General features: G+C 44.6%; 15 protein-coding genes. 7 read left to right on the forward strand and 8 right to left on the reverse strand.

Features of this window, described 5'->3' with window-relative positions:
- Nucleotides 1-152: 152 nt before the first annotated feature.
- Complete coding sequence (locus ACW5MY_RS09785; RefSeq protein WP_014470291.1) at nucleotides 153-497, reverse strand: winged helix-turn-helix transcriptional regulator; 345 nt, start codon at nucleotides 495-497, stop codon at nucleotides 153-155.
- Nucleotides 498-626: 129 nt separating this feature from the next.
- Here ACW5MY_RS09785 and ACW5MY_RS09790 point away from each other — a divergent pair, with 129 nt between their 5' ends.
- Nucleotides 627-1,235, forward strand: coding sequence for a nitroreductase family protein (locus ACW5MY_RS09790; RefSeq protein ID WP_041481647.1), 609 nt, complete (start codon nucleotides 627-629; stop codon nucleotides 1,233-1,235).
- Nucleotides 1,236-1,277: 42 nt separating this feature from the next.
- Here the strand turns inward: ACW5MY_RS09790 and ACW5MY_RS09795 are convergent, their stop codons facing one another.
- Together ACW5MY_RS09795 and ACW5MY_RS09800 are read right to left on the reverse strand one after the other, a co-directional pair.
- Entirely contained in the window at nucleotides 1,278-1,880 is a 603-nt protein-coding gene (locus tag ACW5MY_RS09795; protein WP_014470289.1) for an alpha/beta hydrolase, read from the reverse strand.
- A 4-nt stretch (nucleotides 1,881-1,884) separates the two neighbouring features.
- Entirely contained in the window at nucleotides 1,885-2,808 is a 924-nt protein-coding gene (locus ACW5MY_RS09800) for a ring-cleaving dioxygenase (RefSeq protein WP_014470288.1), read from the reverse strand.
- 185 nt (nucleotides 2,809-2,993) lie between these two features.
- Here ACW5MY_RS09800 and ACW5MY_RS09805 point away from each other — a divergent pair, with 185 nt between their 5' ends.
- Together ACW5MY_RS09805 and ACW5MY_RS09810 are read left to right on the forward strand one after the other, a co-directional pair.
- Complete coding sequence (locus ACW5MY_RS09805) at nucleotides 2,994-3,194, forward strand: DUF3311 domain-containing protein (RefSeq protein WP_013352552.1); 201 nt, start codon at nucleotides 2,994-2,996, stop codon at nucleotides 3,192-3,194.
- The gene (locus ACW5MY_RS09810; RefSeq protein ID WP_013352553.1) at nucleotides 3,194-4,684 is read left to right on the forward strand and encodes a sodium:solute symporter family protein; all 1,491 of its coding nucleotides are present in this window, start codon (nucleotides 3,194-3,196) and stop codon (nucleotides 4,682-4,684) included. Before ACW5MY_RS09805 ends, ACW5MY_RS09810 begins: the two co-directional genes overlap by 1 nt.
- Nucleotides 4,685-4,720: 36 nt before the next feature.
- Here ACW5MY_RS09810 and ACW5MY_RS09815 read toward each other — a convergent pair whose 3' ends face one another.
- Nucleotides 4,721-6,199 carry a glycoside hydrolase family 30 protein gene (locus ACW5MY_RS09815; RefSeq protein ID WP_014470287.1) on the reverse strand — a complete coding sequence of 493 codons (1,479 nt, stop codon included), beginning with the start codon at nucleotides 6,197-6,199 and terminating at the stop codon, nucleotides 4,721-4,723.
- Nucleotides 6,200-6,352: 153 nt separating this feature from the next.
- Nucleotides 6,353-7,795 carry a 6-phospho-beta-glucosidase BglA gene (gene bglA, locus ACW5MY_RS09820; RefSeq protein WP_013352555.1) on the reverse strand — a complete coding sequence of 481 codons (1,443 nt, stop codon included), beginning with the start codon at nucleotides 7,793-7,795 and terminating at the stop codon, nucleotides 6,353-6,355.
- 248 nt (nucleotides 7,796-8,043) lie between these two features.
- Between bglA and ACW5MY_RS09825 the strand changes: the two genes are divergently transcribed.
- Nucleotides 8,044-8,769 carry a GntR family transcriptional regulator gene (locus ACW5MY_RS09825; RefSeq protein WP_013352556.1) on the forward strand — a complete coding sequence of 242 codons (726 nt, stop codon included), beginning with the start codon at nucleotides 8,044-8,046 and terminating at the stop codon, nucleotides 8,767-8,769.
- 57 nt (nucleotides 8,770-8,826) lie between these two features.
- Here ACW5MY_RS09825 and ctpA read toward each other — a convergent pair whose 3' ends face one another.
- Nucleotides 8,827-10,233 (reverse strand): carboxy-terminal processing protease CtpA, encoded by a 1,407-nt coding sequence (gene ctpA, locus ACW5MY_RS09830; protein WP_289394437.1) that lies wholly within the window; start codon nucleotides 10,231-10,233, stop codon nucleotides 8,827-8,829.
- Between the two features lie 146 nt (nucleotides 10,234-10,379).
- Between ctpA and ACW5MY_RS09835 the strand changes: the two genes are divergently transcribed.
- Both ACW5MY_RS09835 and ACW5MY_RS09840 read left to right on the forward strand, forming a co-directional pair.
- Entirely contained in the window at nucleotides 10,380-11,081 is a 702-nt protein-coding gene (locus ACW5MY_RS09835) for a class I SAM-dependent methyltransferase (protein WP_014470286.1), read from the forward strand.
- A 97-nt stretch (nucleotides 11,082-11,178) separates the two neighbouring features.
- Nucleotides 11,179-11,430, forward strand: coding sequence for a hypothetical protein (locus tag ACW5MY_RS09840; protein WP_013352559.1), 252 nt, complete (start codon nucleotides 11,179-11,181; stop codon nucleotides 11,428-11,430).
- Nucleotides 11,431-11,474: 44 nt separating this feature from the next.
- Here ACW5MY_RS09840 and ACW5MY_RS09845 read toward each other — a convergent pair whose 3' ends face one another.
- Together ACW5MY_RS09845 and deoD are read right to left on the reverse strand one after the other, a co-directional pair.
- Nucleotides 11,475-12,293, reverse strand: coding sequence for a M15 family metallopeptidase (locus ACW5MY_RS09845; RefSeq protein WP_013352560.1), 819 nt, complete (start codon nucleotides 12,291-12,293; stop codon nucleotides 11,475-11,477).
- An 83-nt stretch (nucleotides 12,294-12,376) separates the two neighbouring features.
- Nucleotides 12,377-13,075, reverse strand: coding sequence for a purine-nucleoside phosphorylase (deoD, locus tag ACW5MY_RS09850; protein ID WP_014470285.1), 699 nt, complete (start codon nucleotides 13,073-13,075; stop codon nucleotides 12,377-12,379).
- A 138-nt stretch (nucleotides 13,076-13,213) separates the two neighbouring features.
- On the opposite strand from deoD, the gene ACW5MY_RS09855 reads away from it, so the two are divergent.
- Nucleotides 13,214-13,339: a hypothetical protein gene (locus ACW5MY_RS09855; RefSeq protein WP_003153701.1), complete on the forward strand. Its 126-nt coding sequence runs from the start codon at nucleotides 13,214-13,216 to the stop codon at nucleotides 13,337-13,339.
- Nucleotides 13,340-13,376: the final 37 nt, after the last annotated feature.

The raw sequence follows: 13,376 nt of genomic DNA on the forward strand, positions 1-13,376 counted from the left end.
GAAACAGCATTTCAGTTGTACTGGAAACATGGTTTTGAGGAAAGAATCTTCTCCGGGGGAATCATTTCCTTCTGGACATTTTTTTATATCAACGGTTTTTACGAAGAGTGAACATCATATTATGAAGAAAAGGCTGCCTTTGGCAGCCTTTGTTATTCATGGCATGTTTCGTCTTTGACAGATGCCCCGGGCTCGCAAAAACTGTCTGCCCATTTTTGCATTTCCTGAAAAACGGCTTGCAGGGCCATGCCTTTATCAGTCAGCTTGTAAATGACTTTGACAGGTGTTTCAGGCAGCACCTGGCGCTCGATGATTTCATTTTGTTCCAGCTCTTTGAGCCGCTCCGCGAGCATTTTTTGGCTGATCGTCGGTATGGTTTCGGTCATATCTTTAAAACGTTTCGGCCCGTCCATCAGTACATGAATAATAAGGCCGTTCCAGCGCTTTCCCAAAAGCGAAAAAGCGGATTCCATTTTAGGACACATTGTATATCCCACGTAAGTTCATCCCTTCATCTATGAATTGACAAGTTTTCTGTAATCCATTAAAATTAGTTCCCGAGTTACATTTAGTAAGCTTCTAACTTTTCTATTATGATAACACGTTTATCCGAAGGAGGAAACATGATGACATCCGTATTAGACGTTTTAAAAGAACGCGCATCCGTTAAAGAATACGATAAAGATGCGGTCATTACAAAAGAGGAATTAACAGAACTTCTGGACATTACGACGCAAGCCCCATCTGCCTGGAACCTTCAGCATTGGCATTTCCAAGTATTCCACAGTGATGAAGCAAAAGCCGCCCTGCTACCGGTTGCTTTCAATCAAAAACAGATTATTGATTCATCAGCAGTCATTGCCGTATTAGGCGACTTAAAAGCAAACGAAAATGGTGTAGAAGTTTATTCTGAACTGGCTGAGCAAGGCAATATCACAGAAGAGATTAAACAGACGCTGTTAGGCCAGATTAACGGCGCATACCAAAATGAACAGTTTGCCCGTGATTCAGCATTTTTAAACGCTTCTTTAGCAGCGATGCAGCTGATGCTTGCTGCTAAAGCAAAGGGCTATGACACTTGCGCGATCGGCGGATTCAATAAAGAGCAATTCGTTAAGGAATTCGACGTGAGTGAACGTTTCGTGCCCGTCATGCTGATTTCAATCGGTAAAGCCGTTAAACCGGCGCACAAAAGCAACCGGTTGCCTGTATCACAAGTGTCAACTTGGCTGTAAGCCGAAAAAAACCTTAGTCCGCTTATGCAGACTAAGGTTTTTTTATAAGAATCGCTCACTGTACCAAATTCGTGCCTGCTCGGCTTCCTGCTGTGTGAGCTGATGGCCGCCCTCCTGCCAAACAAGAGAAACGGATGCACCAGCATCTGTCAGATACTGATAAAGCTCCTCCGATTCTTCTTTTGTACACAGCGGATCCCGTTTTCCTGCCCCGATAAAAACAGGCTGCCCTGCCATATCAGGGAGCTTCACTCCGCGAATCGGCACCATGGGATGATGCAGAATCGCTCCTTTCAGTACGTCTTTGTAATGAAACAAAAGACTCGCTGCAATGTTGGCGCCGTTTGAATAGCCGGCAGCAATCACTTTTTCTCTGCTAAATCCGTACATTTGCGCCGCTTCATCGATAAAATTCTTTAATTCTTCCGTCCGTTCAATTAAATCTTTCTCGTCAAATACGCCTTCTTTCAGCCGCTTAAAAAAACGGGGCATGCCGTTTTCAAGCACTGATCCTCTGACCCCGAGCAAACTTGCATTCGGGTCGATAAAACGTCCGAGTGAGAGGAGATCATGTTCATTTCCCCCCGTTCCGTGCAAAAGCAGCAGGACATTTTCTGACGTTCCCTGTTCAAACACATGTTTCATTAGATCAATCTCCTTTCACCATTTTGGGTAGAATGGCGGTAATTTGACTGCGGTGCTCTTCCAGCCATTCCGGAAGCTTCAGCTCTGTTCCGAGATTTTCAAAGGATTCATCCGTCATAAAGCCCGGTTCATCGGTTGCCATTTCAAATAAAATGCCGCCGCTTTCTCTGAAATAGATTGATGTAAAGTAAGACCTGTCAAGAATGTCAGATGAAGCAAGATGAGAATCAGCAAGAATGTCCTTCCATTCCGCCTGCTCTTTTTTGGTGGTGCGGAATGCGACATGATGCACTGTCCCGTAACCGCCGGCACCTGCTTCTTTCGGTGCAAGGTCAACATCTATGATATGTCCGATCCGTGCCTCCGATTGCAGTCTGACAATCTGATTTTCTTCTCCTGTCTTGGAATAACCGAAGCGTTCCATCAGAAATTGAATGGTTGCTTCAGGACGGTACGAGTACAGAAGAACACCTCTCATGCCTGTAATCGCTTCTTTTTCAGTAATTCCCGAAGGGGTCCATTCACTCTGTCCGCTTCTTTCATCTTCCATTATGGCAAGCGGCAGATCTTCTGTATCATCAAAGAGGAGAACTTGTTCAGACAGCATGGTCTCCTCTATTACAGATACGCCGTTTTCTTCAAGCCGGCGCTGCCAAAACGGGAGTGCTCCTTTCGGCACAGAGAAATAAATTCTTCCGGCCTGTCCTTTTCCCACGGTTCCCGGGCGGCTTCCCTGAAAAGGGAAAAATGTAATAATCGTGCCCGGTTCTCCGTTTTGGTTGCCGAAATAAAAATGATATGTGGCCGGGTCATCAAAATTAACGGTTTTCTTAACGAGCCGCAAGCCCAATACTTCAGTATAAAACCGAAGATTTTCAGCAGGATCTTTCGCAAATGCGGTAACATGGTGTAATCCTTGTGTATTCATTGTACTCACTCCTAAATATCTTGAATTCAAGATATTAATTATTTTAATTTAATATGAATGTTGTTGCAACTAAAGTGTTTTAATTAAAAAAATTATAGAATTCTTTTTTTTCTGAAAAATATCTTGTGATCTTATCTGACAACTGCTATGATAAGGAGCATTATCAGGGTTCAGGAGGAAAGTAAATGGTCAGAAAAGCACTAATTTTCATTCTTATTTTAATCCCTTTCAGCCAGCTGGCCTTTCTGTCAGTCGCTAATCGGGTTCATCCGATCATTATCGGGCTGCCTTTTTTTCATTTCTGGCTGCTTTTATGGATCGCAGTCACTCCTTTATGTTCGTTTCTTATTTATAGGCTGCAGAAGAAGCAAGGAGGATTGGACTGATGCCCGCAAATATAACAGCATTGATCATTACTGCCATCATCGTTTTAACTGTTGTCTGCATCGGCTTTATAGCCGGGAGAGACAAATCATCACGCACTTCTGTTGAGGAATGGTCTGTCGGCGGCAGACGGTTCGGGGGGCTCCTCGTCTGGTTTTTAGTCGGTGCGGACCTTTATACGGCTTATACGTTTTTAGGCTTGACCAGCACCGCCTATACAGGGGGAAGTGTTGCCTTTTTTGCAATCCCGTATTCTGTTTTGGCGTATTTTATTGCTTATTTCTTTTTGCCGAAGCTGTGGAAAGTGGCAAAAATCCACAAATTAACGACACTTGCCGATTACGCCCGTGAGCGCTTTGACAGTAAGCTTTTGGCAAGTCTTGTCGCCATTGTCGGCGTTCTTATGCTCATTCCTTATATCTGTCTCCAGCTGAGCGGCATTCAGGATACGCTTCAGGTGGCCGGAACGGGTGTCATAAATGTCAATATGGTCGTTATCATTTCCTTTATGCTTGTAGCGCTGTATACCTTTTTCAGCGGAATTAAAGGGCCGACGTTTACGGCTATTATTAAAGACATCCTGGTGTGGGTGATTATGCTGTTTATGGTCGTGTCACTCCCGCTGATCCATTTTCACGGCTGGACGCCGATGATTGACACGTTGGCGGAAAAAGCGCCGCAAATGCTGACGATTCCTACCGCGGGGCCGAAAGGAATTCCTTGGTTTATCACCGCTTCCATCGTATCTGCGCTGGCGCTCTTTATGTGGGCTCATGCGGCGACTGGCGTATTCACGGCAAAAAGCGCAGATGCCGTCCGCAAGAACAGCATGTTTCTGCCGCTTTATAATATTGTTTTGATTCTTGTTATTTTTCTCGGGTTTATCGCGTTTCTTGTCCTGCCGGACGATACCAATCCACGGCTCGCTTTATTGAAGCTGATCCAAATGTCTTACGGAGGGGTCGCTCAGGGCTTTGCTTACTCCACGATCGCTCTTGCGTCTTTGATTCCCTGCTCTATCATGGCGATCGGAGCATCAAACTTATTTGCGAATAACTTATATCGGGATTTGATTCATCCGAACGTATCACAAAGCAAGCTGACGATCATCACCCGTTCAATGGTATTTGTCGTCATCGGGCTCGCGCTATTATTCGGCATGCTGTTCCCGACGGCGCTCGTTACGCTCCAGCTTCTCGGTGTTTCCGGCATGGTTCAGATTTTTCCGGCTATCGCCGTCAGTCTGTTTTGGAAAAATCAGACGAAGGAAGCAACCATCATCGGACTTCTCGTCGGTCTTATTGTGACATTCACCGTAAACATCACCCAATCGGCCCACGGTGTTTATGAAGGCTTCTGGGGTTTGACTGCTAACATGGCAGCCGTTATCATCCTGAACCCGTTTTTTGTAAAAAAAGCGGCTTCAAACGCTGTCAAAGACGGTTTATTCGGAAAAGCGCCCTCTGATAAAATGAATCAAAAAGGCGCTTAACAGAAAGAAGCCGGCACGTAAATGTGCCGGCTTTTTTTACTTTTTGTGCTGCCATTTGTAGGTAGCGACGGTTTTAGCCGGGATAACGGCTTCGAACTGCCGATCCTCTGAAACGACATGGAATTTTTGCTCCGCAGATGTCTGGTTGATCACGACTGTTACAATGGATTGATCAGGATTAAGAAACGATACGTTCGAAACTGTGTTTTTGGAGCCGTAATTACTTTCTATCCGTTTTGCTCCGCGGTCGACAAATTTTGAAAAGTTGCCTGTCATATGATAGATCGGGATATTCCAATAGCGGTCAGGATTTTTAGCGTCCTGAATAAACAGCGTCGGATCCGGGGTGCCTATCCAATGATGCGTCTTAATTTGACTGTCGAGCATCGTCACCCACGCATTGTAGCTGGACGCGCCGTTGCGGAAATACTGCGCGATCCGGTCCGCTCCTTCTGTCCCCCAGACAGACCGCTCCGTTAAGTGAATAGATTTATCAGGATATCGCCTTCCGATTTCCGACATGACGGAAAGGTCTCCGTCATAATCATGAAAAGCAATGCCGTCTGCCGCCTGGTTTCCTTTTTTATCATCTAAAATCGGCGGAATATAGTTCCACGCCCCGCTTGCATTGTGATCATAAATCCAAATTTTCGTGTCAATTAAATGTTTCTTCATTTCTTTTTTTAAGGCCTGCGCCAGTTTGCGCTGCTGAGACGGCGGCATATACATGCTCGGATAGTCAATTTCCAGCAAAGGTTCATTTTGAAGAGTCATCGCATAAATCGGGATCCCTTGCTTTTCGTACGCTTCAATAAATTTGCGGAAATAAACGGCCAGCTCGCTGATATATTTATCTTTCAGCTTTCCTCGCTTGAGATTTTCATTCGTTTTCATCCATGCGGGCGGGCTCCACGGTGAGGCAATGATTTTCAGCTTCGGATTTATCGCCAGCGCTTCCTTGATGGTTGCTGTAATGTGTAAATCAATATCCTTTTGAATCGAGAAATGTCTGAGCTTAGGATCTTTTCGGCCTTCAGGCATATCGTCATACGTATAAAATTCCTGGGCCGTAAAATCTGATGTCCCTATCGTTATGCGCATGACGTCCATGCCGATGCCTTCATTGGGATCAACCAGTTTTTTCAACACTTCTTTTCTTTTTCCGGGCGACATTTTCGATAAATTAGAGATAGTGGATTCTTCCAGAGATGATCCTATGCCTAATACACTTTGATAGCGGTGCGACGGATCAATATACACGGCAGTGGAGTCAGAAGCCTTCTTTTTTGTCAAAGTCAGTGGGGTTTGTTCATCTAAGGCGTATTTCACTTCTTTCGGACCGTCATACCATGTACGGGAAGCCGGATCTTTTTCCGAACTGTACCACACCCTTACTTTGTTTTTGTCCGGAGCTTTCCGATCAGTCGCATACACTTCGGTTTCCATGCTGCCTGATAATAAAAAAGAAAGCAAAAGAAAAGCCAGCGTCATGTACAGACCTTTTTTAAAAAACATAACCTCATCATCCCCTTCCTGGGTTTTATAAAAGATTCAGAATGAAAAGCCGGACAGTCACCTCCTTTCCACCAAAATGAATGCGCTTTCAAAAATACTGATAAAAAGGGCGGCTTCACACAGTCGTGAAGCCTTCTCTTTTAACATACACATTTAGAATATATATGAGCCGTTTGTTTCAATCACTTTTTTATACCATTCAAATGAGTCTTTCTTAAACCGCTTCATTGACCCGCTGCCTTCATTATCCCGGTCAACATAAATCATGCCGTAGCGTTTTTTCATTTCTCCGGTTGTAAATGATACGATATCGATAATTCCCCACGGTGTATAGCCCATTAGATCCACTCCATCATATGTGACTGCTTTTTCCAAAGCTTTTATATGTGACGCTAAATATTCAATTCTCGCTGTGTCATGAATGGAACCATCCTCTTCTACCGTATCAATGGCGCCGAATCCGTTTTCCACTATAAATAACGGAATCTGATAGCGGTCGTATAAACGGTTTAATGTGTACCGTAAACCGGTCGGGTCAATCGCCCAGCCCCAATCACTCGCTGTAATATAGGGGTTTTCCACGCCGTTTGGTAATCCTCCGTTTACGACATCCCCCGTATTATCGTTTAACACATCACTTTTTACGGTTGTGGACATGTAATAGCTGAATCCGAGATAGTCCACCGTGCCGTTTTTCAAAATCTCTTCATCACCGTCTTCAAAGTGTATCTGATAGCCTTCTCTTTCAAACTCTTTTAACGCATAGCTTGGATAATATCCGCGCACCTGCACATCCGGGAAGAAAAAACGCTGTCTCATCGTTTCTTCAGCCAGCATCACATCATCCGGGTTGGAAGAGTACGGATAAATCGGAACATGTGACACCATCGCGCCGATCCGGAAATCAGGGTTGATTTCTTTTCCCTTCGAAACAGCCAATGCGCTTGCAAGGAGTTCGTGATGGCCGGCCTGATACATGACTTCTTTTGCGTTTTCGTTTTCTTTGACGGCGACACCTGAATTCGTCCATAAAAAGATCGGATTATTCACATCCATCTTGTTGTTGATTTCGTTAAACGTCATCCAATACTTCACTTTATGTTTGTATCGTTCAAAACACACTTCAGCGAATTTTACAAAAAATCCGACCGTTTTTCTGTTTCTGAATCCGCCGTATTCCCTTGCGATATGCAGCGGCATCTCAAAATGTGACAACGTGATAACCGGTTCAATCCCATTCTTCAGCAATTCGTCAAAAACCCGGTCGTAAAAAGCAAGTCCTTCCTCGTTAGGCTCTGTTTCATCACCTCTAGGAAAAATTCTGCTCCAGCCGATGGACGTTCTTAAGCATTTTAGTCCCAGCTCGCTGAATAATGCGATGTCCTCTTTATAACGATGATAAAAATCTATAGCTTCGTGATTCGGGTAAAATTCCCGCTCTTCAATTGTATCTGTTATTTTCCGGGGCACACCATGCGCGCCTGCCGTCATGACGTCCACTACACTCGGCCCTTTGCCGCCTTTGTTCCATCCCCCTTCAAATTGATGGGCGGCTAGAGCGCCTCCCCATAAAAAGTCTTTTGGCAATGTTCCCATCGTTCATATCCTCCTTTATTTGACCGCCGCTTGTTTTGCCGAATAGTCCTCCGCGGCAGCTCACACATCCGCTTTGCAAGTTTGGAAGAATTCAATCCCTTACTTTTCATATTATACACTCACATTATAATTGTACCGGTACAATTTTTCAATACATAAACAGTTATACTTATTTTGCGAAATGGCTTTTAAAAACGATTATGCTATAATTCTGAAATAGCGGGACAATAAATAAATGAGGAATGTATATGTTAAAATACCAGCAAATCGCGATGGATATTGAAAAATATATAGAAGAGCATCAGCTTCAGCAAGGGGATAAACTGCCTGTGCTGCAAACTTTAATGACTCAGTTTAACGTGAGCAAAAGCACGATCACCAAGTCCTTGGATTTATTAGAAAAAAAGGGGATTGTGTTTCAAGTGAGAGGAAGCGGCATTTTTGTCAGACGGAATAAAAGAAAAGGGTATATCAGCCTGCTTTCTAATCAGGGATTTAAAGAATCACTTGAAGATTTTAATGTCACCTCAACATTATTAGCGCTGGAAGTGAGAAAGCCCACGCCTGAGGCTGCGCAAAATCTGAATATGCCGTCTGACGGCGACGTGTATTATGTCAAACGAATCCGGTATATTGACGGGAAGACATTATGTATCGAGGAGTCATTTTATAACAAATCGATTATTACGTATTTGAATAAAGAGATTGTGTCAGATTCAATTTTTGATTATATTAGGGATGGTCTCGGATTGAAGCGCGGTTTTTCAGATTTATACTTGTACGCGGGGATGTTAAATGAGGAAGAAGCGGAGTACTTAGGGCTGTTTACAGGAGCGCCTAAGCTTTGCGTTGAAACGATTTTTCATTTAACCAACGGCCAGCCGTTTGACTTTTCAAAAGTCACCTATCACTACGAACAATCACAGTTTTTCATCCAGGCGAACAGCCACCTATTTGAACAAGAAACGACGTAAGCTGTGGTGCTTGAACAGAAAACACCCAATGCGCAAACAGACGCACTGGGTGTTTTTTTACTTCTTCATGGCTTTATTTAATGTTTCAACGGCTTTTTTCTTTTGTGTATCGTTGTCTGCAAGCTGTTTTTGCAGGTCCGTCATCAATTTTGCCGTTGTGTCTCCTGTTAAAATGCCTGTTTCTTTCAGTTTCTCTTTTGCTTGGAATTGTTTGACCGCTTGTTCAAACGCTTTATCATACGTGCCGTTTACATTCACGCTGTATCCCAGCGCCTCCAGCATTTTTTGCGCATTTGTGACGGTCGTTCCGGAATCTCCGTATTGATACGTTTTTTCCGCATCTAAATAAGGCAGGTTTGCATAATCAGGAAGCTTGACTTGATATTGCGGTTCGATGCCTTTTTTATGAATCCATTCTCCGTCCGCTGTCAGCCATTTTGCGATTGTCAGTTTAACGGTGGATCCGTCACTGTAATCTTTTGCCGTCTGCACGGTCCCTTTTCCGAACGTTTTCTCGCCGATCAGCGGGATGCCCGATGATTCATGCAGCGCAGCCGACATGATTTCCGCGGCGCTCGCGGTGCCGTCATTGACGAGAACGACTGTCGGTTTTGTCACTTTGCGCTCTTTCGTCGCTTTCATGACCTCTTTCGTGCCGTCCTTATATTCAACCTGCATGATATTTTTTCCTTTATCGATAAACATGTTGCTCATTTTGATGGCTTCATCCATCAGTCCGCCCGGGTTGCCTCTTAAATCCAAAATATACCCTTTCGCCCCTTGTTTTTCGAGGCTGTCAATGGCTGAATTCAGCTCTTTTGCCGTCGATTCGGAGAAGGATGTGATTTGGATTTCGCCGATGCCGCCTTTTTTCATTTCAGAGTACACCGTTTCGACCGGAATGGTGTCACGTTTGATCGACAGGTTCAGATCGCCGACACCCGCTCTGTGCAGCACGAGCTTGACGTTTGTTCCCTTTTTGCCGCGGATTAACGCGACGGCTTCGCTTACATTAAGGCCTTTGACGCTTTTACCGTCGACTTTCAAGATCTGGTCATTCGGTTTAATTCCCGCTTTTTCCGCAGGCGACCCTTTGATCGGTGATACGATCAGGATGCTGCCGTCCTTTTCTTCCACTTGTGCGCCGATTCCTTCAAACGAAGCGGAAATGGTTTCTCCAAACGACTTTCCTTCCTGCGGGTCCATATAAGAAGAATACGGATCATCCAAGGAACTGATCATACCTTTTATCGCTCCGTCTACTAATTTGCTGTCATCTGTTTTTTGGTAGTAATCACTTTTAATCTGCTCGTAGGCTTTATTGAATTTCTCAAATTTGCTGTTCGACAAAGCAGCCGAGCCTTGTCCTAAAATGGTCGTATTGCCCGTGATAAACAGCGTAAGCGCCGAGGCTGCGACCGCAGTGATCAATATGATAAAAAACAGTTTAAATTGCCGCTTCAAGAAAACACCACCTTTTTATTCTTACATTATTATCATAGACGAACGCTCATTCGTCAACTTCAAACGTGAAGCGCCCTTCTTTCCCGTTTACCCAAACCTATGCTTTTCTCTCAACATATGCTGAGGAAGAAAGGAGGATTCGGACTTTGAGCAAATATTTAGAAATGCTGTCCTTATTCGGAGTCGGAGGAGCCCACCCCGGCGGGCTCGCTTTTTCTAAATCCGTTCTCACAAAAGCGGCCCCTCCTTCTGGCGAGCCGATCCTTGACGCCGGCTGCGGAACGGGACAGACAGCCGCTTATCTCGGCCATCTGATGTATCCCGTCACCTGTGTCGATAAGGACCCCCTCATGCTTGAAAAAGCAGCAAAGCGATTTGCCGCTGAAGACTTAACCATTCCGGTCTATTTGGCGGAGCTTGAGCGGCTTCCGTTTGCGGAAAATCAATTTTCGGCCGTTCTTTCTGAATCAGTTCTCACCTTTTCAAATCTTGATTCATCGCTCTCTGAAATACTGAGGGTTCTTAAACCCGGGGGCATGCTAATCGGCATTGAAGCAGCTTTAAAAAAACCCCTGCCGAAAAACGCCATCACGCAGATAAAAGACTTCTACGGTTTTACCGTATTGCAAGATGAAGCGGCATGGAAGCAGAGATTGCTTCAGCAAGGCTTTCAAAAAGCGGAATTCATTCCCGCTTCCTATGAAAACAATGCGCAGGATCCCACTACAGAAATGGATTTGTCGCCCGTTATCGAGCCTGCCCACTACGATACGCTGACGGCTCATTACGAACTTATGCAGACGTACAGTGAGTATATGGGACACTGCGCTTTTGTCGCTTACAAGTAAATCGGCAGTTGTCCTCCTGTTTTCGTCCAACCTTTTTATGGCACTCTATCATAAGCTGACATAGAAAGATAGGTTAGATAGGATAGGAGGAGAAAAGATGCAAAACTATTATCATATTTGCCGACAGCACCATGGAAAAGTAGCAAGAATTACAGAACGAAACGGCAGAGTGCATGTAGGGAGAATCGTACGGGTAACACGCAGCAAAGTGTATATCTCCCCGGTCGGTCACGGAGGCCACAGAGGTTACGGATACGGATACTGGGGCTGGGGAGGCTGGGGAGCAGCCTACGGTATCGGTCTTGGTTTAATTACCGGATTTGCGCTTGGAGGTTTACTTTTCTGGTAATAAAAGAAAGCCCGCTTTCTGTTTTTCAAGCGGGCTTTTTCTTATTACACTTTCTTTACTTCATTAAAGTATTCTTCAAGCGTTAATTGATGGTCATGGATGGCTTTTGCCGCTTTTTTGCCTACATAACGCAAATGCCATGGTTCATACTCATACTTTGTCACATTTTCTTTGCCTTTAGGATAGCGGATGATAAAGCCGTATTCATACGCATGGTCTTTCACCCATTTGCCATCTGCCGTGTTTCCGAACGCTTCGTTCAGCTCATATCCGTTGCTTTTGCTGGAAATGTCCATGGCAAGCCCCGTCTGATGTTCGCTTTGTCCCGGATATGCAACTGCTTCTTTCGCCTTCTTTTCACCTTTCAGACTGACTTCATTATCGAAAATCACTTTCTGTCTGTCATATGAGCGGTATCCTGAAACGGCAACAAGATCATAGCCTTCTTTTTTCCCCGCGTTGAATAGTTCCGCCAAAGCATCGGCGGCAGGTTTGCGGATATATCGTTTCTCGATTTTCTCAGTGAAAGAAAATTCAACTTTCGGGATGACGAGATCATTCGGTTTATATTCTCCCGGCAGCGTGTATGTCTTATTCACGAGCGCAAGTGTATTTGCCGGGTTTTGAATGGTCTCAAGCCCGTTCACTTCTTTAATATCATTAAAATATTTGCTCTCCAATACAAAATCGCTGTCTTCTGTCTTCGTTGTTTTTTTGCTAGATGTGTCATCTGATTGTTTTGTTTCGGCTGCTGTTTTTGTGTCCTTATGGCTGTCGCCGCCTGAAATGCTGCAGCCGGTTCCCACGATTGCAGTTACGCTGAGAGCAGCAGCGAGCGAGAACCATTTAGTGGATTTCTTCATTTTACCCTTACCTTTCTATTTTTGAATCAGGGCGATGCATAAAGAAGAGGGCTGCTTTTATCAGCATGACCCTCATCCCAAGTTTACGATACAGTATGCAGCGCCAATTTTATCATATCATGAAAAGTGGTTTGACGCTCTTCTGCCGTTGTCTCTTCTCCCGTTAACACGTGATCGCTTACAGTCAGGATAGACAGCGCTTTTTTGCCGTATTTTGCGGCAAGCGTATATAAAGCAGTCGTTTCCATTTCTACGCCGAGAACGCCGTATCTGGCAAGCTTTTCAATTTGAGAGTCTTCATTGTAAAACTGATCGGCGGTGAATACGCTTCCGACCGCTACAGGAAGATTGTTTTTTTGCGCTTCCTGATACGCTTTATGAAGCAGTTCGAAGTCTGCGCAAGGAGCATAATCTACACTTCCGAAGGCGACACGGTTCATCTGTGAATCCGTTGAAGACGTCATCGCCAAAATCACGTCACGCACCTTCACGTCATTACGGATGGCTCCGCATGAACCGACTCTGATTAAGTTTTGAACATCATAGCTTTGAATCAGTTCATTCACATAGATAGAGATAGACGGAACACCCATGCCGGTGCCTTGCACTGATACTTTTTTGCCGTTAAATGTACCCGTAAATCCGTACATTCCTCTGACTTCATTATAACATTCCACATTTTCAAGATACGTTTCCGCAATAAATTTCGCTCTCAGCGGATCTCCCGGCAAAAGCACTGTATCCGCAATCTGACCTTTTTCTGCGTTTATATGTACACTCATTTCCTTTTCCTCCTGCCTATTCAAGCTCCCACCCATTGTACACTGAATAACGGTAAGAGACAATCATCAGCATTGATCAGGGCGATCTTGGGCAGAATATGGCGGGAAGACAAGCCTAAGAAAAAGGAGTGAGCATAAATGGGCAAAAAACAGCGCAATCGGGTGACCGGCCAGAAAAAGAACAATCATGTACCCGTTTCAGACGTGATTGCAGCTGATGAAGCGCACGGAAAAGAGCATTCCGCTGCTAAACGGAAGCCTTAAAACTGCCTTTGAAGACAAAACGGAAGCCGGCTGAAGA

This window comes from Bacillus sp. Bwzl_19 (assembly GCF_054900515.1).

Excerpts from the sequence above, each read along its gene's own strand:
- ACW5MY_RS09855 (WP_003153701.1), top strand. The coding sequence starts at position 13,214 with ATGGGCAAAAAACAGCGCAATCGGGTGACCGGCCAGAAAAAGAACAAT.
- deoD (WP_014470285.1), bottom strand. The coding sequence starts at position 13,075 with ATGAGTGTACATATAAACGCAGAAAAAGGTCAGATTGCGGATACAGTG.
- ACW5MY_RS09825 (WP_013352556.1), top strand. The coding sequence starts at position 8,044 with ATGTTAAAATACCAGCAAATCGCGATGGATATTGAAAAATATATAGAA.
- ACW5MY_RS09795 (WP_014470289.1), bottom strand. The coding sequence starts at position 1,880 with ATGAAACATGTGTTTGAACAGGGAACGTCAGAAAATGTCCTGCTGCTT.
- ACW5MY_RS09810 (WP_013352553.1), top strand. The coding sequence starts at position 3,194 with ATGCCCGCAAATATAACAGCATTGATCATTACTGCCATCATCGTTTTA.
- ACW5MY_RS09845 (WP_013352560.1), bottom strand. The coding sequence starts at position 12,293 with ATGAAGAAATCCACTAAATGGTTCTCGCTCGCTGCTGCTCTCAGCGTA.
- ACW5MY_RS09805 (WP_013352552.1), top strand. The coding sequence starts at position 2,994 with ATGGTCAGAAAAGCACTAATTTTCATTCTTATTTTAATCCCTTTCAGC.
- ACW5MY_RS09800 (WP_014470288.1), bottom strand. The coding sequence starts at position 2,808 with ATGAATACACAAGGATTACACCATGTTACCGCATTTGCGAAAGATCCT.
- ACW5MY_RS09840 (WP_013352559.1), top strand. The coding sequence starts at position 11,179 with ATGCAAAACTATTATCATATTTGCCGACAGCACCATGGAAAAGTAGCA.
- ACW5MY_RS09790 (WP_041481647.1), top strand. The coding sequence starts at position 627 with ATGACATCCGTATTAGACGTTTTAAAAGAACGCGCATCCGTTAAAGAA.
- bglA (WP_013352555.1), bottom strand. The coding sequence starts at position 7,795 with ATGGGAACATTGCCAAAAGACTTTTTATGGGGAGGCGCTCTAGCCGCC.
- ACW5MY_RS09815 (WP_014470287.1), bottom strand. The coding sequence starts at position 6,199 with ATGTTTTTTAAAAAAGGTCTGTACATGACGCTGGCTTTTCTTTTGCTT.